This window comes from Capnocytophaga sp. oral taxon 336 str. F0502, from assembly GCF_000411575.1.
GTDB lineage: Bacteria > Bacteroidota > Bacteroidia > Flavobacteriales > Flavobacteriaceae > Capnocytophaga > Capnocytophaga ochracea.
In genome coordinates, this window is sequence record NZ_KE150489.1 from 39,462 (window position 1) to 65,595 (window position 26,134).

Annotated in this window: 21 protein-coding genes; 15 read left to right on the top strand and 6 right to left on the bottom strand. The window is 37.8% G+C overall.

Annotated elements, in window-relative coordinates:
• The first annotated feature begins 5 nt into the window (after positions 1-5).
• The 3 genes from HMPREF1528_RS03635 (at position 6) to HMPREF1528_RS03645 (ending at position 2,843) form a co-directional block, all read left to right on the top strand.
• Entirely contained in the window at positions 6-1,136 is a 1,131-nt protein-coding gene (locus HMPREF1528_RS03635; protein WP_016478678.1) for a peptidylprolyl isomerase, read from the top strand.
• 108 nt (positions 1,137-1,244) lie between these two features.
• Positions 1,245-1,754: an IS1096 element passenger TnpR family protein gene (locus tag HMPREF1528_RS03640; protein WP_002671788.1), complete on the top strand. Its 510-nt coding sequence runs from the start codon at positions 1,245-1,247 to the stop codon at positions 1,752-1,754.
• 30 nt (positions 1,755-1,784) lie between these two features.
• Positions 1,785-2,843, top strand: coding sequence for a nucleoid-associated protein (locus HMPREF1528_RS03645; RefSeq protein WP_009418343.1), 1,059 nt, complete (start codon positions 1,785-1,787; stop codon positions 2,841-2,843).
• 79 nt (positions 2,844-2,922) lie between these two features.
• Here the strand turns inward: HMPREF1528_RS03645 and HMPREF1528_RS03650 are convergent, their stop codons facing one another.
• The gene (locus HMPREF1528_RS03650) at positions 2,923-3,930 is read right to left on the bottom strand and encodes an aldose epimerase family protein (RefSeq protein WP_016478679.1); all 1,008 of its coding nucleotides are present in this window, start codon (positions 3,928-3,930) and stop codon (positions 2,923-2,925) included.
• Between the two features lie 83 nt (positions 3,931-4,013).
• Positions 4,014-4,997 carry a UDP-N-acetylmuramate dehydrogenase gene (gene murB / locus HMPREF1528_RS03655; protein ID WP_016478680.1) on the bottom strand — a complete coding sequence of 328 codons (984 nt, stop codon included), beginning with the start codon at positions 4,995-4,997 and terminating at the stop codon, positions 4,014-4,016.
• 524 nt (positions 4,998-5,521) lie between these two features.
• Between murB and HMPREF1528_RS03660 the strand changes: the two genes are divergently transcribed.
• The 9 genes from HMPREF1528_RS03660 to HMPREF1528_RS03700 all read left to right on the top strand — a co-directional run bounded on the left by HMPREF1528_RS03660 (position 5,522) and on the right by HMPREF1528_RS03700 (position 16,736).
• Positions 5,522-7,057, top strand: coding sequence for a helicase HerA-like domain-containing protein (locus HMPREF1528_RS03660; RefSeq protein WP_016478681.1), 1,536 nt, complete (start codon positions 5,522-5,524; stop codon positions 7,055-7,057).
• A complete protein-coding gene (locus tag HMPREF1528_RS03665; RefSeq protein WP_009411807.1) occupies positions 7,057-7,602 on the top strand; it encodes a hypothetical protein in 546 nt (181 codons plus the stop codon). The genes HMPREF1528_RS03660 and HMPREF1528_RS03665 overlap by 1 nt, the downstream gene beginning before the upstream one ends.
• Before the next feature lie 83 nt (positions 7,603-7,685).
• Positions 7,686-8,810 (top strand): 3,4-dihydroxy-2-butanone-4-phosphate synthase, encoded by a 1,125-nt coding sequence (ribB, locus tag HMPREF1528_RS03670; protein WP_016478682.1) that lies wholly within the window; start codon positions 7,686-7,688, stop codon positions 8,808-8,810.
• 28 nt (positions 8,811-8,838) lie between these two features.
• The gene (locus HMPREF1528_RS03675) at positions 8,839-9,735 is read left to right on the top strand and encodes a DUF4835 family protein (RefSeq protein WP_016478683.1); all 897 of its coding nucleotides are present in this window, start codon (positions 8,839-8,841) and stop codon (positions 9,733-9,735) included.
• Between the two features lie 5 nt (positions 9,736-9,740).
• Positions 9,741-11,399: a DNA repair protein RecN gene (recN, locus tag HMPREF1528_RS03680; protein WP_016478684.1), complete on the top strand. Its 1,659-nt coding sequence runs from the start codon at positions 9,741-9,743 to the stop codon at positions 11,397-11,399.
• A 43-nt stretch (positions 11,400-11,442) separates the two neighbouring features.
• Positions 11,443-12,441: a polyprenyl synthetase family protein gene (locus HMPREF1528_RS03685; protein ID WP_016478685.1), complete on the top strand. Its 999-nt coding sequence runs from the start codon at positions 11,443-11,445 to the stop codon at positions 12,439-12,441.
• A gap of 60 nt (positions 12,442-12,501) precedes the next feature.
• A complete protein-coding gene (locus HMPREF1528_RS03690) occupies positions 12,502-13,032 on the top strand; it encodes a DUF4136 domain-containing protein (protein ID WP_016478686.1) in 531 nt (176 codons plus the stop codon).
• Between the two features lie 116 nt (positions 13,033-13,148).
• Entirely contained in the window at positions 13,149-16,325 is a 3,177-nt protein-coding gene (locus HMPREF1528_RS03695; protein WP_016478687.1) for an efflux RND transporter permease subunit, read from the top strand.
• 198 nt (positions 16,326-16,523) lie between these two features.
• Positions 16,524-16,736, top strand: a complete 213-nt coding sequence (locus tag HMPREF1528_RS03700; RefSeq protein WP_034567834.1) for a hypothetical protein — start codon at positions 16,524-16,526, stop codon at positions 16,734-16,736.
• A gap of 2 nt (positions 16,737-16,738) precedes the next feature.
• On the opposite strand, the gene HMPREF1528_RS03705 is transcribed toward HMPREF1528_RS03700, so the two are convergent.
• Positions 16,739-17,479, bottom strand: coding sequence for a 16S rRNA (uracil(1498)-N(3))-methyltransferase (locus tag HMPREF1528_RS03705; protein ID WP_016478688.1), 741 nt, complete (start codon positions 17,477-17,479; stop codon positions 16,739-16,741).
• A 129-nt stretch (positions 17,480-17,608) separates the two neighbouring features.
• Between HMPREF1528_RS03705 and HMPREF1528_RS03710 the strand changes: the two genes are divergently transcribed.
• From HMPREF1528_RS03710 to HMPREF1528_RS03720, 3 genes are read left to right on the top strand one after another with little or no spacing between them, the layout of a single operon-like run.
• Positions 17,609-17,911 (top strand): hypothetical protein, encoded by a 303-nt coding sequence (locus HMPREF1528_RS03710; RefSeq protein ID WP_002671767.1) that lies wholly within the window; start codon positions 17,609-17,611, stop codon positions 17,909-17,911.
• An 18-nt stretch (positions 17,912-17,929) separates the two neighbouring features.
• Positions 17,930-19,528: a bacillithiol biosynthesis cysteine-adding enzyme BshC gene (bshC, locus tag HMPREF1528_RS03715; RefSeq protein ID WP_016478689.1), complete on the top strand. Its 1,599-nt coding sequence runs from the start codon at positions 17,930-17,932 to the stop codon at positions 19,526-19,528.
• Positions 19,529-19,562: 34 nt separating this feature from the next.
• Complete coding sequence (locus tag HMPREF1528_RS03720) at positions 19,563-20,783, top strand: aminotransferase class V-fold PLP-dependent enzyme (RefSeq protein ID WP_016478690.1); 1,221 nt, start codon at positions 19,563-19,565, stop codon at positions 20,781-20,783.
• 32 nt (positions 20,784-20,815) lie between these two features.
• Here HMPREF1528_RS03720 and HMPREF1528_RS03725 read toward each other — a convergent pair whose 3' ends face one another.
• Genes HMPREF1528_RS03725 through HMPREF1528_RS03735 form a run of 3 tightly spaced genes read right to left on the bottom strand, consistent with a single transcriptional unit; the run spans position 20,816 to position 25,689 of the window.
• Entirely contained in the window at positions 20,816-23,545 is a 2,730-nt protein-coding gene (locus tag HMPREF1528_RS03725; RefSeq protein WP_016478691.1) for a PD-(D/E)XK nuclease family protein, read from the bottom strand.
• A 26-nt stretch (positions 23,546-23,571) separates the two neighbouring features.
• Positions 23,572-24,198 carry a rhomboid family intramembrane serine protease gene (locus tag HMPREF1528_RS03730; RefSeq protein WP_016478692.1) on the bottom strand — a complete coding sequence of 209 codons (627 nt, stop codon included), beginning with the start codon at positions 24,196-24,198 and terminating at the stop codon, positions 23,572-23,574.
• A 12-nt stretch (positions 24,199-24,210) separates the two neighbouring features.
• Positions 24,211-25,689 carry a YfcC family protein gene (locus HMPREF1528_RS03735; protein ID WP_016478693.1) on the bottom strand — a complete coding sequence of 493 codons (1,479 nt, stop codon included), beginning with the start codon at positions 25,687-25,689 and terminating at the stop codon, positions 24,211-24,213.
• Between the last annotated feature and the right edge of the window lie 445 nt (positions 25,690-26,134).

A 26,134-nucleotide genomic window follows, 5' to 3' on the forward strand; every position in this document is an offset into this window, starting at 1 on the left:
TATATATGAGACGACTCAATTTTATCGCATTGCTTTCTGCAATGTTTGTATTTTTCAGTTGCAATTCGCAAAAGAAAGCCTATAAAGATTTAGGCGATGGCTTATTTGCGGATATCGAAACTACTCAAGGAAATATTATTGTAAAACTAAACTACAAAGAAACTCCTGTAACAGTAGCCAACTTTGTTACTTTGGCAGAAGGTAAAAACACTTTTGTAAAAGCTGAATACAAAGGTAAACCGTTTTACAACGGAACAATTTTCCACCGAGTAATCAAGGATTTTATGATACAAGGAGGTGACCCTACCGGCACTGGAATGGGAGAACCCGGTTACCGATTTGAAGATGAGATAGTGCCTACTTTAAAACACGATAAAAAAGGAATCTTGTCAATGGCAAACGCAGGACCAGCTACCAATGGCAGTCAGTTTTTTATTACCCAAGTGCCTACTCCTCATTTAGATGGTCGTCACACAGTATTCGGCGAAACGGTGAAAGGTTTAGAAGTAATAGATGCTATTGCTAATACTAAAACAGTAATGAACGACAAGCCTGAAAAGGATATCAAAATCAATAAGATTACTATTATTGCTAATGGTAAAGATGCTAAAAACTTCAATGCTGTAAAAGTTTTTGAAGATTACTTCAAAGAAATTAACAAGAGAGAGCGAGAAAAAGAAGCTAAGACGAAAGCCGCTGCAGCTAAGTTCTTAGAAGAAGTAAAAGTACAGGAACCACAAGCTAAAGCACTTCCTTCAGGAGTAAAAATCTTTAAGTTAGTTGATGGCAAAGGCAAACAACCTAATCACACACATCAAGTAATGGTAAACTACGCAGGTTATTTGAGAAACGGAACCCTTTTCGATTCTAACGTAAAAGAAATTGAAGAGGCTTATGGTAAGTACGACTCATTACGTGAACAACAAGGAGGATACCAAGCCTTCCCTATGCCTTACAACACTTCTGCACAACTTATACCAGGCTTCAGAGATGCTTTACTTACAATGAAAGTAGGTGATAAAATACGCGTATTTATTCCTGCTGCTTTAGGATATGGCGAAAGAGGTGCTGGCGATGTGATTCCACCTAATAGCGACCTTATTTTTGATATTGAAATTACAGATATAGCTAAATAAGTATACAAAATAAGGATATACAAACTTTGTCAAAGTCTCTAACAGCCTGTCGTGCTACGACCTTTGACAAAGTTTTTTACTAACAACTAAAATAACTAAAAACTAAAAATGGTATACAAATTCAGAGTGATACTTGACGTTAAAGAAGACGTTTTTAGAGATATTATCATTCAAGGAGAAGCTACTTTGGAAGATTTACACAATGTAATCAACCAATCATTTGGCTTTGCTGGTGACGAAATGGCTTCTTTCTATCTTACCGATGAGGATTGGAATCAAGGAGAAGAAATCACCCTTTTTGATGTATCAGAAAGTGGAGAAATGCGCTTGATGGAAGAGACAACCATCGAATCGGTAGTAAGTGAAGAAGAGCCTAAACTATTGTACGTATACGACTTTATGTCGATGTGGACATTCTTCGTAGAATTAGTAGAGATTGATGAAGAAGAAACAGGCGTTTCTTATCCTGCTCTGATATACGCTCACGGTTCTATTCCTGCTGAAGCTCCCGAGAAATCATTCGTAGCTGATGATTTTGATGAGTTTGAAGATGAATTTAACGATTTTGACCTCGACGAAGACGATTATGGAAGTTTCAGTGAAGAAGAATACTACTAATTACGTAATAGTAACAGATAACAAGTAACTATGCTAAATTTATATACAACAAACATTGAAACACTTTCTATTCACAGGGTAGGTAATCTAAGCAAAGGAGAACCTCTATTCCTTTCAGAAAAACCTTATGCACTAAACGATGAGATTATAGGGCTACTGAAAGAATACTTCTTTAAACCTTTCCGTGAAAAAGAAGAAAACTACTTTCACTTAGTACACGATACCGATGTTGAGTTCAATGAACTTTACCAGCTGGTAACTCCTATTTTTGAGGACGAGAGCTCTATTCACGAGCAATCTAAGAAGATCGCGCAACACTTGTACAATCAGTCTAATCACCCACATATCAAAAGTGGAGAGGTGTATGTAGCGCTTCTTCACGATAGTTATTTAGATAATGAAAAGGTAAAAGCAGTGGGTATCTTCAAATCGGAGATGAGGAACAGCTTTTTGCAGTTTGAAGAACAGGCTAACCAGTTGGAGATGATTATCCAAGAGGGAGTAAACATTCACCGATTGGATAAAGGTTGTATTATCTTTAATGTGAATAAAGAGGACGGATACAAAATACTTTCCATCGATAGCAATCGTTATGACACTAAATATTGGTTAGAGAACTTTCTAAATGTCGATGCGTTAATAGACGATAATTTCTATACTAAAAAGTACTTAAAATTCAGCCAAGACTTTGCCAAAGATGTAATCTTACCTGCTGAGGATAAAAAAGAAGAGGTTTTGTTTATGAACCGTGCGATTAATTACTTCGCTAAGAATGATGATTTTGAAGAAACCTCGTTTATGAATGAAGTGTTTGAAAATCCTGAATTAATACCAGAGTTTAAGCACTACAAAGTAGAAAAAGGACCTAAGTACCAAATAGAAGATGTATCAACCTTCCCGATTGTTAATAAGGCTGTATCGGATGTACGCAAAAAAATTAAAAATGTGATTGATTTAGACACTAATATCCAAATACGTATGGACTTTATCAATCCAGAATCAGCTGATAAGTTTATTGAGAAAGGTTGGGACGAAGAAAAACAAATGTATTACTATTTGGTGTACTTCAATAAAGAACAAAAAAGCTAGATTTTAAATGGTAATAGCATAAAAAAAGAGTCTGATGTACAGACTCTTTTTTTATGCTTCTATGTATCTTATATTCCTTCTACGAAAGGTGTATAAACTTAAATTCGGTAAAAAAATTGTATTCTTCTTTAGGTCTTAACACTACATTATCGAACTGTGGATGTTTAGTAGCATCGGCATAACCTTGTGCTTCAAAACAAATCCCTCTGCTTTGCCCTATAGTTTTGCGATGAGGTGGTTGCAACTCAGGTAAATAATATCCTGCATAGATATGTAACACAGGGTGATTGGTACGCACTTCCATTGCCAATGAACCTTCTCCGTTAGTAAGTGTAGCCATTACTTCCTCAGGGGTAATCTCACGTACAAACGAATTATCAGTATGAGCATATACCTTTTGCCCTTTTCGGTAATCCAAACGTGTGCCAGCCACAGGAGGGCGTTCACCTGTAGGAGTAAAGAACCCTTCTTCTAACGGTACGTACTTATCGGCTTTTATTTGTAAGGTATTGTTAAGCACATCGGTATTGCTTTCATTGAGGTTAAAATACGTATGCTGAGTGAGATTTAAAATAGTAGGTGCATCGGTGGTGCCGTGATAATCAATACGCAAACGGTTATCGGAAGTAAGCGTATAAGTTACACGCACCGTTACCTCACCTGGATAACCCTCTTCGCCGTCTTTAGAAACATATTGTAAGGTTACTGAAGAATTATCATCTCCCCTATTTACTGCCACTACGTCCCAAAAGACACTATCAAAGCCTACTGAGCCTCCGTGTATTTGATTTTCTCCCAAATTGCAGTTCAATTGTATTTCCTTGCCATCGATAATAGCTTTTCCATACTTTATACGCCCTGCATTACGCCCTATAATCGCACCAAGATACGGATACTCTTTGCGGTAAGCCTCACTTACGTACTCTTCAAACGTGTCGAATCCCAATACACACTCTACTTTTTTCCCCTTTACAGGCACTTTAATAGAGCTAATCACACCACCAAAATTAAGTACGGTTACTTCCATACCTCCCTTATTAGAAAGTACAATAGTTTGTAATTTTTCTTTATGATATTCTTTTTTCATCAATAATTATTTTTTTAGATAAAGATATTGAAATAATGCGAATCAAGAGTTGGATTGAGTTGTATGTAAATGAAGTATATCCATTAAAATATATTCACTTCAAACTCCAAGGCAATACCAAACTTTTCTCGCACTTGAGCTTTTACATAATTAGCCACCGCTAAAATTTCTTCACCTGTAGCTTCACCATAATTTACCAATACCAATGCTTGATGTTTGTGCACTCCTGCATCTCCTTTCCGATAACCTTTGAGTCCTGAGCGATCTATAAGCCAACCTGCTGGCACTTTCACTTCGGTTTCATTTACTGGATAACAAGGAATTTCAGGATATTGCTGTTGTAGCTTTTCGTAATCAGTTTTTAGAATAATTGGGTTTTTAAAGAAACTGCCACAATTACCCAAAACATTAGGGTTAGGCAATTTACTTTCGCGAATAGTAATAATCGCATCGGACAACTCTTTTGGGGTAGGTTTAGTAATTCCTCGCTCTGAAAGGACTTGCTGAATAGCTCCGTATTGCGTGTGCAATTGGTGGTTCTTTTTAGTAAGTTTAAAAGTAACCGAAGTAATGATGTAATTGCCCTTCTCTTTCCCCTTAAAAATAGATTCTCGATAAGCAAAAGCACATTCTGCATTTGTGAATATGCGTTTTTGCAGTGTATGAACCTCAATAGTCTCACAACTCTCCATCACATCTTTTATTTCCACCCCATAAGCCCCTATGTTCTGTACAGGAGTAGTACCTACATTGCCGTAGATCAGTGAAAGATTTTCAAGTCCGCCATAGCCCTGTTGTAAAGTATAACGCACAAATTGGTGCCAATTCTCTCCAGCTTGTGCTTTAAGCCATATGTATTCATCAGTTTCTTTTACAGTGCTAATGCCTTTAAGCAAAATGTGAAACACAGGTTGCGTAATATTTTTAGTGAGAAGCATATTGCTTCCTCCCCCTAAAACAAATGGATTGTGATACTCTTGTAACGCACTGATGAGTTCCTTTTCGCTATGGATAGGAATATATTTTTCAGCTTGAACTTTAAGGTTAAAAGTGTTAGGTATTTGCATAACTTACAGTCTACTTACAAGTGCAAAGGTATGCAAAAAAAAATGAATTAGCAAATGTGAAAAATTAGTAAATTAGCAAATGGAGATTGATGGCTTAGTAGTAGGGTCACGAAGAAACGGAAGATAACGGAGAGGTTCGGAAGATGATTGAAGGGGATTTTGGTGAAAAAAGGTTATTAGGAGGGTACGTTTAGCTTATAGGAAGCTTATAGGAAGCTTATACGAATCTTGGAAGATTGGTATACAATAGCTATGTAAATGATTAAAAATGAGGAGTTAAGAGTTAATGAAAAACCGTAGTTTTGAGGGAAATAAAGCGACGTAAAACGAAAGGAAAGACCGTTGTTTGCTCTTAGTCTGTAAGTCTCATAAGGTTATTAACAAATCCTTTTATTGCACTAAAAATAAATTTGTTACCTAATAAATTTTGGGTTTTCAACTTTTTTTTCTACCTTTGTGCCTTGAAAATGCCAACTACCTATCGAATAAGTAAAACACTACTAACAGCTTAAAACTAATAACAAATGGCTAAAATAGATTCTTTTAAAGAAACAATGCTCGCTGGATACTCCTTTAAAGGTGATTACATTACCTTAGGAGGGGCTATCTACGAAGGGCAACCTATTGAAAACGTATTGGTAAATTTACCTTTAAAAACACTTAACCGCCACGGGCTTATCGCAGGAGCTACGGGTACAGGTAAAACTAAAACTCTGCAAGTTATCGCCGAAAACCTTTCTAAAAAAGGTGTTCCTGTATTGCTAATGGACTTAAAAGGTGACCTCAGTGGTATTGCTGAATCTGGTGAAGTAAAGCCTTTTATCTTAGAGCGTTTAGGTAAGATAGGCTTAGACTTTCAACCACAGGCATTCCCCACCGAACTACTGACCATTTCGGAGCAAAAGGGTGTGCGTATGCGTGCTACTGTATCAGAATTTGGCTCTGTGTTACTTTCACGCATCTTAGACCTAAGCGATGTGCAAGAAGGTGTTTTGGCAGTGGTTTTCAAATACTGCGATGACCACGCACTACCCTTGTTAGACCTAAAAGATTTAAAGAAAATACTTCAATATGCCACTGATGAAGGAAAGACCGACTTCGAGAAAGAGTACGGAGCGGTTTCTAAGTCCTCAACAAGTGCTATCTTGCGTAAAATTGTGGAATTAGAGCATCAAGGTGCTGAACTTTTCTTCGGCGAGCGCAGTTTTGAACCAGCTGACTTAATGAGAACCAATGCACAGGGCGAAGGTTATGTAAACATCATTCGCCTTACGGACATTCAAGACCGTCCTAAGATGTTCTCGACCTTTATGTTGAGTCTTTTGGCTGAAATTTACACTACTTTCCCCGAAGAAGGCGATATGTCGAAACCTAAGTTGGTTATCTTTATCGACGAAGCGCACCTTATTTTCAATGAGGCTTCCAAAACGCTTCTCAACCAATTAGAGAACATTGTAAAGCTCATACGTTCAAAAGGTGTGGGGCTTATTTTCTGTACTCAAAACCCTACCGATATTCCCGATGCGATACTCTCTCAGCTGGGTATGAAGGTACAACACGCTCTGCGTGCTTTCACCGCTAAAGACCGTAAAGCCATTAAGCTGATTGCGGAGAACTATCCTTCATCAGAATTTTACGACACTACCGATACGCTTACTTCCTTAGGAACAGGAGAAGCACTGGTAACAGTACTGAACGAAAAAGGAATACCTACCCCATTGGTAGACACAATGATGCGCGCACCGATGAGTAGAATGGATATTCTTAGTGATAGTGAAATTGAAGCGTTGGTAGGACGTTCGGAGTTAGTGCGCAAATACAACGAAGTTATCGACCGTGAAAGTGCTTATGAAATCTTAAATAAGAAAATAGAGGACGTGCGGAAAGAGGAAGAGAAGCAAAAAGAAGCTAAGGAAGCCGATAAAGCTTCTGCTCCTAAGCCCACTACACAAAAAACCACTACTAAGCGTTCGGGTACTAATCCTTTGATAAAAATGGTTACAAGTGCTTCGTTCGTAAGAGGAGTTTTAGGAATATTAAATAAAATCATCAAGAAATAATGAAAAAATACTTTATCATCATTACTGTTCTTTTAACTATTGTGGCGTGTAACAATAAAAAGAATGAGTTCCTCATCACTAATAACAGTGTAGGAGTCCTCCAAAAAGACACTCCCATACAAAAGTTAGATTCTATCTTTGCTAAGGACTCCATAGTAAACTCGACTATGGAAGGAGAGTTGCGTTATGCAAGTGCTGAACGCATTACTATTTTAGACAAAGAAGGTAAAGAGCTTCTTGAAATTACTCCCACTACCAATGATAAGGGGGATAAAATAGTGGAAAGTGTATTGATATTGTGCGATAAATACGCTACCGAAAAAGGGATTTCGTTACAGAGTACTTTTAAAGACGTAAAGAAAAAATATCCCGATTTAGAAATTGAGCCCTCTATCAGTAGCGTAATGGTTACTCCAAAAGGAAAGAATTACTACTTTACTTTTGATAAATCGGCTCTTAAAACAGCTTTTGACCTTACCGATAATATCTCAGAAGGAGATATTGAGGAAAGTGCCAAAATCGCTCGTATTACAGTTAATTTTTAAGTTGAACGAAGATTAATAACTATTTATAATTTTAACACGAGTGATACACTCGTGTTCATTTTGTATAAAATCAATTGATAAAGATGAACAATATTAAACTAAACAGCATTGAAGAAGCTGTTGAAGACATAAAAAAAGGAAAAGTCGTTATTGTAGTAGATGATGAAAACCGCGAAAATGAAGGCGATTTTATTGCTGCTGCTGAAAAGGTAACTCCTGAGATGATTAATTTTATGATTACCAACGGTCGCGGGTTAGTCTGTGCTCCTCTTACTGAAAAACGCTGTGCTGAGCTTGACCTTCCGATGATGGTGCAAAACAACACCGTACTGCACGAAACTCAGTTTACTGTTTCAGTAGATTTGAAAGGTCAGGGTTGTACTACCGGTATTTCAGCTTTCGACCGGGCAAAAACTATTCAAGCATTGGTAGACCCAAAGACCACTCCTTTCGACTTAGGGCGTCCTGGACATATATTCCCTTTACGCGCTAAAGAAGGCGGAGTGCTTCGCCGTACAGGACACACAGAAGCAACTATTGACCTCACTCGTATTGCGGGACTAAAACCTGCCGGTATTTTAGTAGAAATCTTAAATGAAGATGGTACGATGGCACGATTACCTCAGTTGGTGGAAGTAGCTAAGAAATTCGACCTTAAAATCATTTCTATTGAAGACCTTATTGCTTATCGTATGCGCAAAGACACACTTGTGATAAAGAAAGAAGATTTCTTGTTGCAAACCCCTTATGGAGAATTCCGCTTGCGCGCTTATGAACAAACTACTAACAAGCAAATACACTTAGCCTTTACACAAGGCACTTGGAAAGCAGATGAACCTGTGCTTACGCGCGTTCATTCATCGTTTATCAGCAATGATATTCTGGAAGTTATAGCAGGAGATAAGGACAACCCTCTTGAACGCATTTTCAGAAAAATTAATGAGGAAGGCAAAGGAGCTGTGATAGTAATTAATAAAGAAGGTTATTCGAAAACGTTATTACAGCACATTACCGAAATCAAAGAACACCAAACAGGGCACTCTCTTCCTCAAGTAGGTAAAGATACCAAAGATATTGGAATGGGAGCTCAAATACTCAACGATTTAGGTATTAGAAAACTTCGATTGCTTACCAACTCTAAAAATGCGTCTAATTACGTAGGAATGTCGGGCTACGGTCTTGAAATTACGGAAGAGATACCGTATTAATTAGAATGGGAAGATAGGAAATAATTATATGACACATATCATTATGAAAAGAATAATACTTTTTTTAGCCCTAATTGCCAGCTCATTTTCTTTCTCACAAGAGTTGAATGCCGTGGTAACGGTCAATACACAACAGGTAAATTTAAGTAATCGCTCAGTCTTTAAGACCTTAGAAAAATCTTTGCAAGAATTTATCAATCAAACCCGTTGGACAGATTTAAAAGTACGCGAAAACGAACGTATCCGTTGTAGTTTTACTCTGGTGATTAATAAGTTTGAAAATTCGCACTATGAAGCAAGTCTTTTGGTGCAATCTTCACGTCCTGTATACAATTCAGCTTATCAATCTCCTGTATTTAACTTGCAAGATAAAGAAGTAGCTTTTGACTATCAAGAGTTTGCTCCTCTTACCTTCAATGAAAATGCCTTTGAGTCGAACCTCACGTCGGTAATAGCTTACTATGCCTATTTGCTATTAGGGTTCGATGCTGATACGTTTGCTGAAAATGCAGGGAGACCTTATTTCTTAAAGGCACAACAAATTGCTAATATAGCACAAAACAGTAGTTATACAGGTTGGGCTGATAATGGTAAAAACAACCGATTCTTGTTAATAAATGAGCTCATTTCAGAAAATTACACTGATTATCACAAAGCTTTATACCAATACCATCGTTTGGGCTTAGATATAATGAGCACCGATGAGAAAGGTGGAAAAGAAGCTATCCAGAATGCTATTATTTTACTTGAAAAAATACCGAGCCTACGGTTGAGCTCCTATGCGATGATATTGTTTTTTAATGCAAAAACTGATGAAATTGCCTCTATTTACTCAGGTGGAATGATTTTTAATACCAAAATGCTAAAAGAAGCCTTAATGAAATTAGCTCCCACCCAAGTAACTAAGTGGAATGAAATAAAATAAGGAATATGCTCAACACTCTTTCTATAAAAAATTATGCATTAATTGATGACCTAAAAGTTGACTTCCCTAAAGGCTTTATTATTATCACAGGCGAAACAGGTTCAGGAAAATCTATAATGCTTGACGCTCTTTCCTTAGTATTGGGGAAACGTGCCGATATGTCTGCTTTGAGGAATAAAGATGAAAAATGTATAATTGAAGCCGAATTTTCTTTACAAAATTATGAATTTCAATCTCTCTTTAATGAGCTGGAAATAGATTATGACCCTCAAACTATTATACGTCGTGAAATTCTTCCTTCGGGAAAATCTCGAGCTTTTGTCAATGATTCTCCTGTAACATTAGACGTGCTTTCACGTTTAGGTGAAGTTCTCGTAGATATTCATTCTCAGCATCAGACACTTTCTTTAAGTGACACAGCTTTTCAGTTTGAAATTATAGATGCAATGGCTGAAAATAAATCTTTATTAGAGGAATACCAACGCCTTTTAGTACTACTTAAAAACGAACAAAAAAAACTACAAGAGCTCATAGATTTCCAACAGACAGCTAATAAAGAATACGATTACAATCTGCACCAACTAAAAGAACTGAAATCGGTTACTTTAGGAGAAGGCATTTTGGAGGAATTGGAAGAAAGCTATGAAGAAGCCTCTAACATCGAAGAGATAAAAGAAAGTGTAGCTGAAAGTTTATATTTGCTCAACGATGAGAACATAGGTATCTTGAATAATTTGCGTGAACTGCGTCGCGCTTTTTCAAATCTTACAGAATACAAACAGCAATACCGCGAATTATACGAACGCATTGACTCGGCTTTCTTAGATTTAGAAGATTTGAGTAGAGATGTAGCAGACATAGATGAAAACATAGAAACAGACCCAGAAAATTTAGAGGAAATATCTAAGCAACTCAATAAAATCTACTCACTTCAGCAAAAGCACAAAGTAACAACTGTTGAAGAGTTGATGAGTATTCAAGAGCATTTAGAGAAGGCTGTTTCTAAAACTGAAAGCGCAGATTTCGACCTTAAAGAACAACAAGAGTTAGTTGCAAAACATCAAGCAGAAACTTCTAAAAAAGCAACTGAGTTACACAAAACTCGTGAAAAAGTAGTTCCTTCTCTCACTAAACAATTAGAGAGCTTTATGCACGAATTAGGAATGCCCAATGGGCATTTTGATATCAAGCTAACATCTACCTCACATTTCTTTAACAACGGAAATGATGAGCTCTCATTTTTATTTTCTGCCAATAAAGGAGGAGATTTTGGACCATTAAAGAAAGTAGCTTCAGGAGGAGAACTGTCGCGTATAATGTTAGCTGTAAAAGCAATAATGGCAGCACATACAGCACTCCCTACTATTATGTTCGACGAAATTGACACAGGAGTATCAGGGGAAATCTCTCAAAAAATGGGTGATATAATGAAACAAATGAGCAAAAACAGACAGGTTTTTGCCATTACTCATTTACCGCAAATAGCTGCTAAAGGTGCTTATCATTTTAAAGTGTTTAAAGAAGATATAACAGGTAAGACAACTACCCATCTTAAAATGCTCACTGAACAGGAACGCATTTCAGAACTCTCAGAAATGCTTGAAGGAAAAAATAGTGGCGAATCAGCTCGTAATCACGCAATAGAGCTTTTAAGAAAAGGATAAAAAACAGACAAGTATTAACTTTCTAAACTAATAATAAATTATTATGCTTCCCATTGAAGAGTATAAAACAGCTTTTTTACAGCATATAGAAAAAATTTTTACTCCCAAAGAGCCTATTCACCTCTATGAACCTATTCAGTACATTCTTAACTTAGGGGGAAAGCGTATTCGCCCTATACTTACCCTTATTGCAACCAATATTTTTGGTAAAGACTATCACAAAGCACTTAATGCAGCTACTGCCATAGAGGTTTTTCACAACTTTTCACTTATCCACGACGATATTATGGATAATGCTTCTCTAAGACGTGGCAAGCCTACTGTACATCAAAAATGGGATACAAATGTAGGTATACTTTCAGGAGATGCTATGCTTATCATTGCCTATAAATTATTAGAGGATTATCCTTCAGAAATATTTCAAGAATTAGTAAAAACATTAAGTGAAACAGCTCTTAAAGTATGTGAAGGACAGCAAATGGATATGGATTTTGAAAAGCTACAAGAGGTAAGTATTGAGGCATATATGCAAATGATTTCATACAAAACTTCAGTTCTTATAGGAGCTGCCTTACAAATGGGTAGTATTATCTCAGAAACTACTAAGGAAAACCAAATAAATATGTACAATTTTGGTTTAAATTTAGGAATAGCTTTTCAGTTACAAGATGATTATTTGGATACTTTTGGAGATGCTTCATTTGGTAAAAAAATAGGAGGTGATATTATAGAGAATAAGAAAACTATACTCTATTTAAAATCTTTAGCCCTAAGCAATGAAAAACAACGTGAAGAACTATTGAGAGCATATGCTTTAAATGAAGTTGATAATAAAAGAGCATATGCTTTAAATGAAGTTGATAATAAAATAGCAAGAGTAAGAGAGATTTTTCAGATAACAAATGCAGACAAAGCAGTTCGCCAGCTGATAGAAAATTATACTCAAAAAGCTCTTATGATATTAGAGAAAATAACTATAGGAGATGATGAACGAGAATACCTCAGAACTTTTGCCCTACAATTAATGGATAGAAAAATATAAAACGGTATAGATTTTGTGCTTATAAAGCTAGAATTTATAACCTTTTAAATAACTTATGATATGAAAAAAACAACTGTTTTTATACTCCTAATTATGGCTGTTGTTCTTAGTTCTTGTGCTAGTGTATATGTAGCTACAGATTATGACCAACAGGCCGATTTTTCTGCATACAAATCATTTGCTTTCTTTAAAGAAGGTATTGATAAAGTTCCTATCTCAGATTTAGATAAGAAACGTATCTTACGAGCTATTGAGCGTAATTTAACTTCTAAAGGAATAACACTTTCTGAAAAACCAGATGTTTTAGTAAATATCTTTACACGTGAACAAGAAAATGTAGATGTATATAACAATTCTCCATACTATTGGGGCTGGGGAATGGGTTGGGGGCCTTTTTGGGGAGGAGCAACCTATAACGTCGCTCGAAGTACAGAAGGTTCTCTTTATATTGAAATTATAGACGCTCATAAACGCGAACTCATCTGGCAAGGTAAAGGTGTAGGTAACCTACCTCAAACAACGGAACGCAAAGAAGAAGCTATTAATAACTTTGTAAATAAAATATTAGAAAAATATCCTCCAAAACAGTAAGTCTCATAAATTATTCAAGTACTTACTCATAATAAAAGTTTCCAAAAATATGGAAACTTTTTTTGTTTATTAAGTTTTTTATCGTACCTTTGCCCCCGATTTAGAACAAACAAAAGATGGATTTAATTAAACTTTCTATTAAGCGTCCCAGTGTACTTATTGTGATGCTCTTGTTGTTGCTACTTGGTGGCTTCTATTCGTATAAGTTATTGAACTACGAGCTCATTCCTAAGTTTGAAGTGAATGTAGTTACAATCTCTACTGTGTATGCGGGAGCCTCTCCTTCGGAGATTGAGAGCACCGTGACAAAGAAAATTGAGGATGCCGTTTCGGCTTTGGAAAATATCAAAAAGATACAATCATATTCGTATGAAAGTCTTTCGGTGGTAGTAGTACAACTTACTAACGATGCGAATGTAGATAATACCCTTAATGAGGCACAGCGCAAAATTAATGCAATAAGAGCTGATTTGCCCGATGATGCTAAAGAGCCATCATTGAGTAAATACTCTCTTTCCGATTTGCCTATTGTGTCTATTGGGGTAACTTCTAAGTTATCGGCACAAGAATTGTACGACTTGGTAGATAAAAAAATACAGCCAGAGTTATCACGTGTTCCAGGAGTAGCACAAGTGAATATAATAGGTGGTCGCAAACGCGAAATACGCGTGAGCATTGATGCTAAGAAGTTAGAAGGTTATGGTCTTTCTATTGCTCAAGTACAACAATTGATTGCAGCTTCGAATATGGAAATTCCTGCGGGTAAAATTAAAACTCGTGAGAATAGCACTTCTATACGTTTGCTTGGTAAATTACAAGATGTAGAACAATTGCGCAACCTTATACTTGCTTCGCAGAATGGAGTAGAGATACGACTTTCGGATGTAGCTGATGTGCAAGACACCGAAGAAGAAGCTACAAAAATAGCGCGTATAGACCAAGAAAATACCCTTTTGTTACAAGTGATCAAACAAACCGATGCCAATGCCGTATCAGTGAGTGAAATGGTGCGCAAGAAGATGGCACAAGTAGAGCAGACTTATAAAAATGAAGGTGTAAAGATGCTATTGGCTGAAGATACCAGTGAGTTTACCTTGGAAGCAGCCAACTCTGTAATGTCCGATTTGATATTGGCAATTGTATTGGTAGCAGTAGTGATGTTCTTCTTCCTTCACAGCCTGCGTAATGCTCTTATCGTAATGGTATCTATACCTACTTCTCTCATTGCTACTTTTATAGGTATGTATTTCTTTGGTTTTACACTGAACTTGATGAGTCTTGTTGCCCTCTCGATGGTGGTAGGTATCTTGGTGGACGATGCTATTGTAGTATTGGAAAACATTCACCGTCATATGGAGATGGGTAAGAATAAAGTGCGTGCTGCTTTTGATGGCTCTAAGGAAATTGTGCTTACTGTAATGGCAATTACCTTAGTAATTGTGGTAGTGTTCGTTCCTATTTCATTAGGTAATGCTATTGTAGTAAAAGTATTGCGTGAGTTTTGTTTGACTGTAGCTATTGCTACAATGCTTTCATTATTGATGTCTTTTACAGTAGTCCCTTGGTTGTACTCTAGGTTTGGAAAATTAGAGCACGCAAATCCCAATTCATTTTTAGGAAAGATGACCATAGGATTTGAAGGATACCTCAAACGCTTTACACAGTTCTTCTCTGACTTATTGGTATGGGTATTTGCCAATAAATGGAAAACTATTATTTTGGTATTTTTCCTTTTTGTAGGTTCTTGTTCATTGATTCCTACTGGATTTATCGGATCTGAGTTTATGCCTAATATGGATAGAGGAAAGTTTTTAGTACAGTTTGAATTGAATAAAGATGCTTCCTTAGAGCAGACTAACTTTATGACCCAAAAAGCTGAAAATTATCTTCGTAGCTTAAAAGTAGAGGGTACCAATAAACCTTTGGTAGAGAGTATGATTACTACTGTAGGACAGTCTACCAGTGGTATGGGAGCTTCACAAGCAACCCCTTATAAATCGGAAATACAGCTTACTATTATCGATAAGAAAGAACGTAGTGAATCGACTAACGTAATTGCGGCAAAGCTGAAACGTGAACTGAGTCAGTATTTGGTAGATGCTAAAGTAAAGACGGTGCCTGTAGGATTGATGGGAGCTAAACAAGCACCAATTGCTTTGGTTGTTACTTCTGACAATGTGGAAGTAGCCCAACAGTACGCTGAAAAAACAGCTGAGCTTCTTAAAACTGTTGAAGGTGCTACTGAAATTAAGCTTTCCTCAGAATCTGGTAATCCTGAAATAAATGTGCAGATAGACCGCGATAAGATGGCAATGTTAGGACTTAATATTGCTACTGTAGGGGGAACGATGCGAACCGCTTTTAATGGTAATGACGACAGTAAGTTCCGCACAGGAGATTCAGAATACAATATTAATATAGTGTTTGAAGAAGGTAGCCGTCAGTCTATAGACGATATAGAAAATATGATGTTTATCAACTCGGTGGGACAACAGGTAAAACTATCACAATTTGCGACTATAGCCTACGCTTCAGGACCTACACAGCTGGAACGTTATGACAAATCTCCTTCGGTAACAGTACAAGCTCAATCGGTAGGTCGTCCTACAGGTACTATAGTTTCAGAATGGAAAACTAAGATAGACCAATTAGAAAAACCTGCTAACGTACACTTTGTGTTTACAGGTGACCAAGAGATGCAAGACGAAGGGTTCGGCACCTTGTTTATATCGCTCTTTGCAGCTATTCTCTTAGTTTATATGGTAATGGTAGTGTTATACGACAGTTTTTCACGACCTTTTGTGGTATTGTTCTCTATACCGCTTTCGTTCATTGGAGCTTTAGTAGCTTTGGCATTAGCTAATATGTCACTCAATATCTTTACTCTTTTAGGTATCATTATGCTTATTGGGTTGGTTGCTAAGAATGCGATTATGTTAGTAGACTTCGCCAACCACCGCAAGCAAGAAGGGGAAGATACTGTAACTGCATTAATACAAGCAAACCACGCCCGTTTACGCCCTATCTTGATGACGACTATTGCAATGGTAGCAGGTATGATTCCGCTTGCTATTGCCAATGGAGCAGGTGCCGAAGTGAACAATGGTTTGGCGATTGTAATTATAGGTGGACTTATTTCCTCATTGTTCTTAACACTTATTGTAGTGCCTTTGGTATACCTTATTTTTGACAATATTGGCAGACGTTTCGGTAAAGGTACTAAGACTGATTACGAAAAACTGATGATTGCCGATTACGAGCACAGAGACATCAAAGGCGAACACGAAGTATAACTATAATTCATCTTATTTTTTACTTATCTCTTAGACGGTGCGAGGTCGTAGCACGACAGGCGGATAGAGCGAGACGCATAGGCAGATATAGTGAAAAGACAAAGGTAACCTCCCCCTCAACTGCTCAAAGAGGGGGGAATGTAGCGACGCAAAGATGAAAGATAGACGAACAAAAGACGGTGCGAGCCGCACGAGCAGATGAGGGAAAGACGAACAAAAGACGAACAAAAGACGAACAAAAGACGAACAAAAGACGAACAAAAGACGAACAAAAGACGAACAAAAGACGAACAAAAGACGAACAAAAGACGAACAAAAGACGAAGGAATGACGAACAGAAGACGAAGGAACGACGAACAGAAGACGAAGGAACGACGAACAGAAGACGAAGGAACGACAGACCTAAGATGATATTAAGTTGAACTAATGTTAGTCAGTTCATTTATTACCGCAACGGTATGACAGGCTACTATGGCTGCTGTTTCGGTGCGTAAGCGAGTATCTCCTAATGAGATAGGCACAAATGCTTGTTGCAAAGCGGTGTTTATCTCATTAGTAGAGAAATCGCCTTCAGGACCTATAAGCACAGTAATACGCTCAGGAAAGGGCTTGAGGGCGCGAGAGAGCAAGCGCTTTTCATTTTCTTGACAGTGAGCTATATATTTAGCTGAACTATCTGTCAGCATCGTTTTGAAAAACTGAGCTGATGCAATAGGCGTATTCAGTTTAGGCAAATAGCATTGCAACGATTGTTTCATTGCTGAAAGGAGTATCTTTTCAAAACGTTCTACTTTGATAGTGGTACGATCAGAATGTTCACAGATAATAGGAGTAATTTCATCAACGCCTATTTCGGTGGCTTTCTCCAAGAACCACTCATAACGTTCATTCATCTTGGTAGGTGCTACCACCAAATGTAAGTAGTAAGGACGGGAAAGCTGAGGAGTACATTTCAGTATAGACACCTCACATTGTTTAGGTGTAGCGAAATCTAATTTTGCTTCAAAAAGAAGTCCTTTACCATTGGTAATATGGAGTATATCGCCTGCTTTTTTGCGCAGTACCTTTACTATATGTTGGCTTTCTTCCTTATCAAAAAAGCAATTTGTGCTACTTGAATGAAGGTTGGAGTGAAAAAATAATTGCATACTCATAATTTTATTTTCTTAGAAAAAATGGGCTTTATTGCGGGACAAAGATACAACAAAATAAAAAAAAGTAGATTTTTTATTTTGTAATTATAAAAATTGACTTACTTTCGCCCCGTGAAAAGTAATATTAATATGAAACGTGTAATAGTAGACTACAACAAACTAACTAATGAGATTCTCTCAATGTTGGTAGAGAAATACCCCGAAGGGTATACAGATGCAGATGTGATTCGTTTTAAGAATGCTAAAAATGAAACAGTTGATGCCTTGGAAGTCCGTACTGATGACACTATATATTTAGTGAAAGTAAGTACCCGCTTAGCTGACACTATGGAAAACTTCGACGAAGATGATGACTTTATGAATAACGAAGAAGATGATATGAGTGTAAGCAATTTAGATATACCTGATGACTCTTCATTAGACGACGAATAATAAAACACTAAAAAGCGTATGATTACCGCTTATATTCCTTATCAAAATATTCGTTTTTTCTCTAAACTCATCACTGATTATGTAGGTGAGAAAAAAAAATTACGCCCTTTTTATCATAATTTCCCTTTATTGTTAGAATTTAAAAAGCAAATAGAAGAAAAAGCTCTTGATTTTACCGAGGAGAAACGCCATATTTTGGTCAGTAGTTTAAAAGAACAATACGCTGAGGTAAAAACTACTCCGAAAGTACTTAAAAATATCGAACTTTTATCCAAAAGTAATACTTTTACCATCACTACGGGACATCAATTAAGTCTTTTTACAGGACATCTTTACTTCATTTTCAAGATTATTTCGGTAATTAATACTGCTAAACAGCTCGCCGAAAAGTACCCTGATAAGCACTTTGTACCTGTATATTGGATGGCTACAGAAGACCATGATTTTGAGGAGATTAACCACTTTCACTTCAACAATCGCACAATTTGCTGGAATAGCGACCAAACAGGAGCCATAGGCAACTTTGCTACTGACACACTTGAAGCGGTGTTTCAGACTTTTGACAAAGCCATAGATCTAGGCAAAAATGCTAATACTTTGCGCACACTCTTCCACGATAGTTATCTAAAAAATAAAGATTTAGCCTCTGCCACTCGTTACTTAGTAAATGCTCTTTTTGAAGCATACGGAGTTGTAGTAATAGATGGCAACGATAAAGCCCTAAAAAGACAATTTATCCCTTACATAAGCGATGATTTACTGCACAGTGTGGCACATACTGAGGTTACTAAAAGTATTAAGGCTTTACATACTGTAAATAGCTCTTATCCCGTGCAAGTGAACCCTCGTGAGGTGAATATGTTTTATCTTACAGAAGGAGGACGACATCGTCTTGTGCGCACTGCGGACGGCTTTGAGGTACACGGTACGAATATTCGTTTTTCCGAGGAGGGGATTTTAGAGGAACTACGCACCCATCCAGAACGATTTTCGCCCAATGTAATCTTACGACCTTTATATCAAGAGGTAATATTACCCAATTTGGCATATATTGGTGGAGGTGGTGAAATAGCCTATTGGCTGGAATTAAAAGGCTTTTTCAATAAGGAGAAAGTACCCTTCCCGATACTAATGCTGCGCAATTCAGCAATGATTATTTCGCAAAGACAAGCCGAAAAACTACAAAAACTACAACTTTCAGTAGAAGACTTATTTCTAAAACCAGAAGATTTAAAAAACAAGAAAGTAAGACAGTTAAGCGAAATTCCTATAGATTTTACTCCTGAAAAAGAATTACTACACAAGCAGTTTAAGCACTTATATGAGTTAGCCAAACACACTGATGTTACTTTTGAAAACGCTGTAAAAGCACAAGAAGTAAAACAGCTGAAAGGGTTAGACAAACTGGAAAAACGCCTCTTAAAAGCCCAGAAAAGGAAGTTTGCAGAGGAATTGGAACAGACTATTTTTTTACAAAATGAACTCTTTCCTAATGGAGCCTTACAGGAGCGTTTTGCTAACTTCACAGATTTCTATTTGATGAAAGGAGAAGAACTCATTCCTGAGTTAATAAAAGACTTTAATCCGTTTGATTTTAGGTTTGTGGTAATACAATAAAAATGTTGTATCTTTGCACCCAAAATAACGAACAATGAAAAGTATTCTTGAAATAAGAACAGACTTCCCTATACTCTCACGCACTATTCATAACAAACCTCTTATCTATTTTGATAATGGAGCAACTTCGCAAACGCCTACACAAGTGATAGAGGCAATAGTGCATTATTACAGTTACCAAAACGCTAATATACACCGTGGAGTACACACTCTCAGCCAAGAAGCTACTGATGCTTATGAAGAAGCGAGGAAGAAACTACAACGCCACTTCAATGCCCGTAAAAGCTCTGAAATTCTTTTTACTGTGGGAACTACCCACAGTATTAATTTAGTGGCTAACGGTTATGGCGCACTGATGCAAGAGGGAGACGAAGTAATTATTTCGGCTTCAGAACACCACAGCAATATAGTGCCTTGGCAATTAGCTTGTCAACGGAGTGGGGCTACCTTAAAGGTAATCCCGATGAATGAGAAAGGAATTTTGGACTTAGAGGTGTATAACCAACTGCTAAATGAGCGTACGAAGATAGTGTGTGTACAGCACGTATCGAACGCCTTAGGAAATATTCACCCTATAGAAGAAATTATAGAAAAAGCACACCGTGTAGGAGCTGTTGTATTAGTAGATGGAGCGCAAGCAGCCCCACATTTGCAACCCGATATGCAAACTCTCGATGTTGATTTCTATGCTGTTTCAGCTCATAAAATGTACGGACCTACGGGGATAGGAGCGTTGTATGGTAAAGAAGAATTACTATTACAATTACCTCCTTATCAAGGAGGGGGAGAAATGATAAAAGAAGTACATTTTGAAGAGAGTACTTATGCCGATCTCCCTTATAAGTTTGAAGCAGGTACTCCTAATATTTGTGGAGGTATTGCGTTTGGAGTTACAATTGACTATATACAGCAATTGGGAATGGAAGCTATTGCTAGACACGAACACAAACTATTAGAATATGCTATCGCTAAATTACAAAATATAGAAGGCATTACTCTTTACGGTAATGATGATTTGAGTAAGCGTACCGCTGTTATATCATTTAACTTACAAAACATTCACCCTTATGATGTAGGTGTAATTCTCGACCAATTAGGAATTGCTGTACGTACGGGGCATCATTGTGCCCAACCTATTATGGACTTCTACTGTATACCAGGTACAGTTCGTGCCAGCTTTGCTGTTTACAATACCTTTGAAGAAATAGATACCTTTGTAGAAGCTGTAAAAAAAGCTCAGAAAATGTTAAGCTGATAAACACACAAAAGGAATATAAGATATAAATACTATAGTTTCTCGTAAAAAGGTCTCTCTATATCAAAGATTTCTTGCAATAGTTGCTCGGTATACTGACTGTACAGAGCGAGAGTTTGAGCAGTTACATCACAGTCTTTTACCTTGTCGATATAGGTGTGGAAACGCAAGAATCCTTTTTGCAAACGCTTAAACGATAGGTTGGCAACTATCATCGGTTCATCAATTTTGAAATGCTGGGTAATCATATAAGCATAAGTAAGGAGTTGGAAAGCTTTGCCGTACTTGATATCAGTAATAAGACTCTCCCAATCCTTGATACGCACATCAGTTTCTTCTACAATTCCTGTCTTGTAGTCAATGATATGCAACACTCCGTTACGTCTATCCACCCGGTCGATAATCCCTTTGAAATTAACAAGAAAAGGCAAGTGAGAAGCTTGGAAAGGTATTTTTATTTTCTGTTCTAAATACAGAGGGATAATTTCGGTACCACTTTTTATTTCGTTGAGTTCTAAAGTTAAAAAACTACGCACATACTTCTCTATTACATTGAAAATAAGCCAGTTTTTACCTGTCCTAAAATCAGTACTTCGGTACTCTTCTTCAAAGCGTTTTTCGATAGTGGGGAGTACCAAAGGTTGCATTTTTTTGATGTGCTCTTCGGTGAGTATTTCGTTTAAGAAAGATGTGTACAAATCTTCTAAAGTGCCGTGTACGATATTTCCAAAAGTGCGTACTTCAACAGTTTCTTCTACCTCTTTTTCTTCGTATACCTGTAGTACTTGTTGCTCGTAGAAAGTAAGTGGATTGCGGATATAGGTAGTTAGTGCTGAAGGTGAAATGCCCTTCTCGGCAAGTGTCTTTAGTGTATCGATTACAGAGGTCGTTTTTTTGATGTTAAGAGGTCGCAACACAGCAGGATATACCTCAGGGGCTTTGATTTGGTGCACTACCTTGTGAGTGGGAATTTTCTCTGCCAACAATTGAAGGATAAACCTACTTTTTTCCTTGCTTTTCAGACTATTCATCTCGGTATCGTAGAATAGGTGTACTTGTTTGGCGCGCTGTAAAATGCGGTAGAAGTTGTAACTGTACACCGCATCACGCTCTTTGTAGGTAGGCAATTCCAGTTCGTACTTCACATCGTAAGGAATCAGAGAGCTGTCGCTTTTGCCTAAGGGTAATACGCCTTCGTTTACCGAAGTAATAATCACGCGCTCAAAATCCAAACTACGGCTTTCCAACACACCCATAACTTGCAAGCCTTCCAAAGGCTCACCGCGGAAATTGAGTGAACTCTTTTGTAATACATCTAAGTAGAAATGATAAAGCGTTTTCACCGAATCGATATAGCCGTATCGCTCTTGTAACTGCTTTAACTGATTGAATAACTGAAAGAAGCGATAAGCATACTCTTGAGTGAGTAGGTGAGTATTGCTCTCAGGGTCGATTTGTGCTTTTAGGCGATAGATAAGCGTAATAGCATTGTCGATAAGGGTAGTGATGAGTGTTTTTCCTTTGGCATCGGGGAATAGCAAAGTGAGCATCTCGTGTTCGGTTTCATCTACCGACTCGAATAGCTTTTTACGGGTGATATAGGTGAGGTTGTGTTTTTTGATGAACTCCGAAATATGGCGCACCACTTCTTCTTTTAGCAAGGTGTGCAAGAAAGGTTGTGAGAGCAGGTTCAGTATATCTTTATAGTAAAAACTCTTGGAAAGATGCAAGCGGAAATAGGCGACAAAAAGGTCGTTGAGAGGAGTTTGTTGCAAGGGGTAGCCCATAGTAATGTTCACACTTGTTTTGGGTTGCACGGCTTGTAGTACAGGTATGAGCAAATTCTCATCGGCGATGATGAGGGCTGTTTTTTCCAATTGATTAGAGGGGGTATTCTTGAGCAGTTCGGCTACACTATGTGCCTGATTGATGCTTTTGGGTACTCCCGTGAGATAGAGTTCTTTTTCTTTTTCGTAATTGCTTTGTATAAACTTAGGTTTATGGGTTTGGTAATAACGCCAGTTTTTTATATACTTGCGCAAGAAGAACCCTGCATCGTGGGCTGGATTGTTTAAAAAATAAGTATCACCGTCCCAATAAATTTCACCGCCTATATCCATTAATATAGATTGAATTACGTGTTGTTCGGCTTTGGAAAGAGCGTTGAAACCGACGAATATATGAATGCTATTGCTGTGTGTTTGCAGGTATTCGGGGAGTTTTTCAACAGCTTTTTTAGCGATGAAACCACCATAGCCTTTACCCATTTCAGTGAGTTTGCTGTTGAGAGCGAAATAGTAATCGCCAAGAGTGTTCCAAAACTCCAAATATTTTTTCTGCATCTCGCTAAGCTCGTCCATACCCGACCAATGTTCTACTTCTTTGAGGGCGTGAATATAAGGGAATATCTTATCGGGATTTACCAAATACTGGTCGATTTCACTAAAATCTTTGAGAGCCGTTTGTCCCCAGCTGAGGAACTCTTCAAAGCTATCGGGGGTATCTTTACAAGTTTTTACATAACAATCGTAAAACTCGAAGAGCAAAGGCAAATTGCTGATAGGTTGCAGGTCCGAAATACGCGTAAATAGGTCGGCTATCCCGATGAACTCAGGGGCAATAGTAGCGTGCTTTACTTGCTCGGCAAAGTGTTTTTTGAGGAAGAGTGCAGGGCGTTTACCCGTAGTAACAAACACAAGACGCTCTATCTTATCAGAATAGTTTTCTAAAACATCGGTAATAACTTCTTGTAGATAACTCATAATGATTTGCTAATCTTTTAATTCCCTCATTTCTTCAGCAACCGTACTCCCATATAGCCCAAAGGCAATGCCATTACTCCCAAATAGAAAGCGTGGCGTATCACTACCTCAGGAGCGTAGATTATTACTACTGCCAAGCCAAAGAGTGCCCCACCTAAATGAGCTGCGTGCCCTAAATTGTCTCCTTGTTGTGGGTTGAACATCATAAATACCGAATACCCAAAGTATAATGCTCCAAAGAGCCACCCTGGCAAGAAGTTTACACTCAATGCTGTAGGATATAGAGCAATAGCTGCAAAAATAATCCCCGATACAGCTCCCGAGGCCCCTATGGCGGAGTAATAGGGCTGTTTTTTGTAAATGTACAAACTGAACACACTCCCCAGTAGCATTGAACCAAAATAGATAAGCAAGAATAGTAGGTTCCCCATAGAACCGATAATCACATCTTGAAAGAAGTAGAGTGAAATCATATTAAAAATGAGGTGTTCCCAGTTGGCGTGCAAGAAGCCTGAGGATACCAATCGCACATAATCGCCCTTTTGCACTGCTCCTACATTGAACTTATAACGGTTGAAAAAAGTAGGATTGTTAAATCCATAATAACTCATTGCTATAGTCGCAAGAAGAATGATAATAAAAGTGATATTCATAAGTTTTATATTTTAAATCCACAATAAGATAGTAAGTACTACTGCAAAGATAATCACCAATGGCATACAAAACTGCAACCACTGTTTGTAGTTAATATTCACCATTGCTAGTGAAGGTAAGATAAGTCCCGTAGGGGTGATAAGCCCCATAATACCCATTCCAAAAAGATAAGCACTCACCACACTGTGTCCTTCTACTCCCACAACCGAAGCCAGTGACCCTATAATAGGCATCGTGAGTACCGCCATTCCTGAGGAAGAAGCTATAAATAAACTCAGTACACCAAATACTAACATCAGCATTGGCAAAAAGACCATTGGCGACATTCCTTGTACAAGGTCAGTGGCGTAATGCAAAATCGTACCCGATATTTGTCCGTCGTTCAGTATAAACGATACCCCTCTGGCTATCCCTATGATGAAGGCTACGCTCAGCAAATCGCGTGCTCCTGCCATAAACTGACTGATAAACTGTTGTTCACTACTGCGTTGTAAGATAGCAATCACAACAGCAGCTACCAAGAAGAGAGCTGTCATCTCTTGAAACCACCATTCCCATTGCGATACACCTACAATCATCACTATAAACGAGAGCGCAAATACTAAGAGCTCTATTTTAGTAGAAAGCTCTAAGGAAGTAGTCTTTTCAGGGGCATTGGCACTGTAGATTTCAGGGAGGATTACTCCATACACAATTGACTTCTCGGGGTGTTTGCGTACTTTTTCGGCATAACGAATAATATAAATAATACTTATCAGTACACATACCGCTAAGGCTATCACACGTATGCTAAGCCCCGACGTCCAATCTACTCCAGCAGCATCTGAGGCAATAATCACTGCAAACGGATTGGTAGTCGATGCCATAGAGCCCACATTTGAACCTATGTAAATCACTGCTAAGGGTACCATTAGGTCGTAGCCTGCTGCTAGAAAAATAGGCACTAACATAGGGTAGAAAGCAAGCGTCTCTTCGGCTAATCCAAAGGAAGTACCTCCCAGCGCCAACAAGGTAGTGAGCAGAATGATAAGGATACCCTCGCGCCCTTTGAGTCGGTGTGCCAAATAGCCTACGCCCATATTTAGTGCTCCCGAACTGTTGAACACCCCTATAAAGCCCCCTAATATGAGTACGAAGAGAATCACCTCTATACTGTCGTAGATTCCTCGTATAGGTGCAAAAAGCACAGATTTAGCTCCTTGCGGATGAGGTACACTCTGCACATAAGTATTAGGTATCGAAATAGGTTTCTTAATCTTTTCATCTTTAAACTTGCTCAACTGAATATGAATACCCAAGCCGTCGAGTTGTTCTTGTGTAGCAGGTACAGTATAAGAATTATTTGCAGTGTGTATCACAAAAGAGTCTTGTTGCTTATCATATTGCAAAGTGCTATACGACCCTGACGGCAACAAGAAAGTAAGGCTCGCAGCCAACACTATCACCAGCATCAGTACAGTGTAAGGGGTAGGAAATTTGAGTTTTTTCATCAGTTCTGTTCAAGGTTATTAAAAATCGACTTGCCTCCAAATATTCATTAGGCAAAGATATGGTTTATTTTTTTATTTGAGCAAATTTTTAATACTTTTCTGAACCAAGTACATTAAATTTACTCCAACTTATCTTTGCGTTAGATTCACTTTATCCCCATCCTTTCTTCGTTCATTGTTCGTCTTTTATTCGTCATTCCTTCGTCTTTTGTTCGTCTTTTGTTCGTCTTTTGTTCGTCATTCCTTCGTCTTTTGTTCGTCATTCCTTCGTCTTTTGTTCGTCATTCCTTCGTCTTTTGTTCGTCTTTTTCCCATCTGCCCGTGCGGCTCGCACCGTCTTTTGTTCGTTCATTTTTTGTCTCACTTTTTCCGTTGCTACACTCCCTCTCCTTGGGAGTAGTCTCCGAATAGGAGAGTATGTGATTGGGGAGAGGATATTTTATTC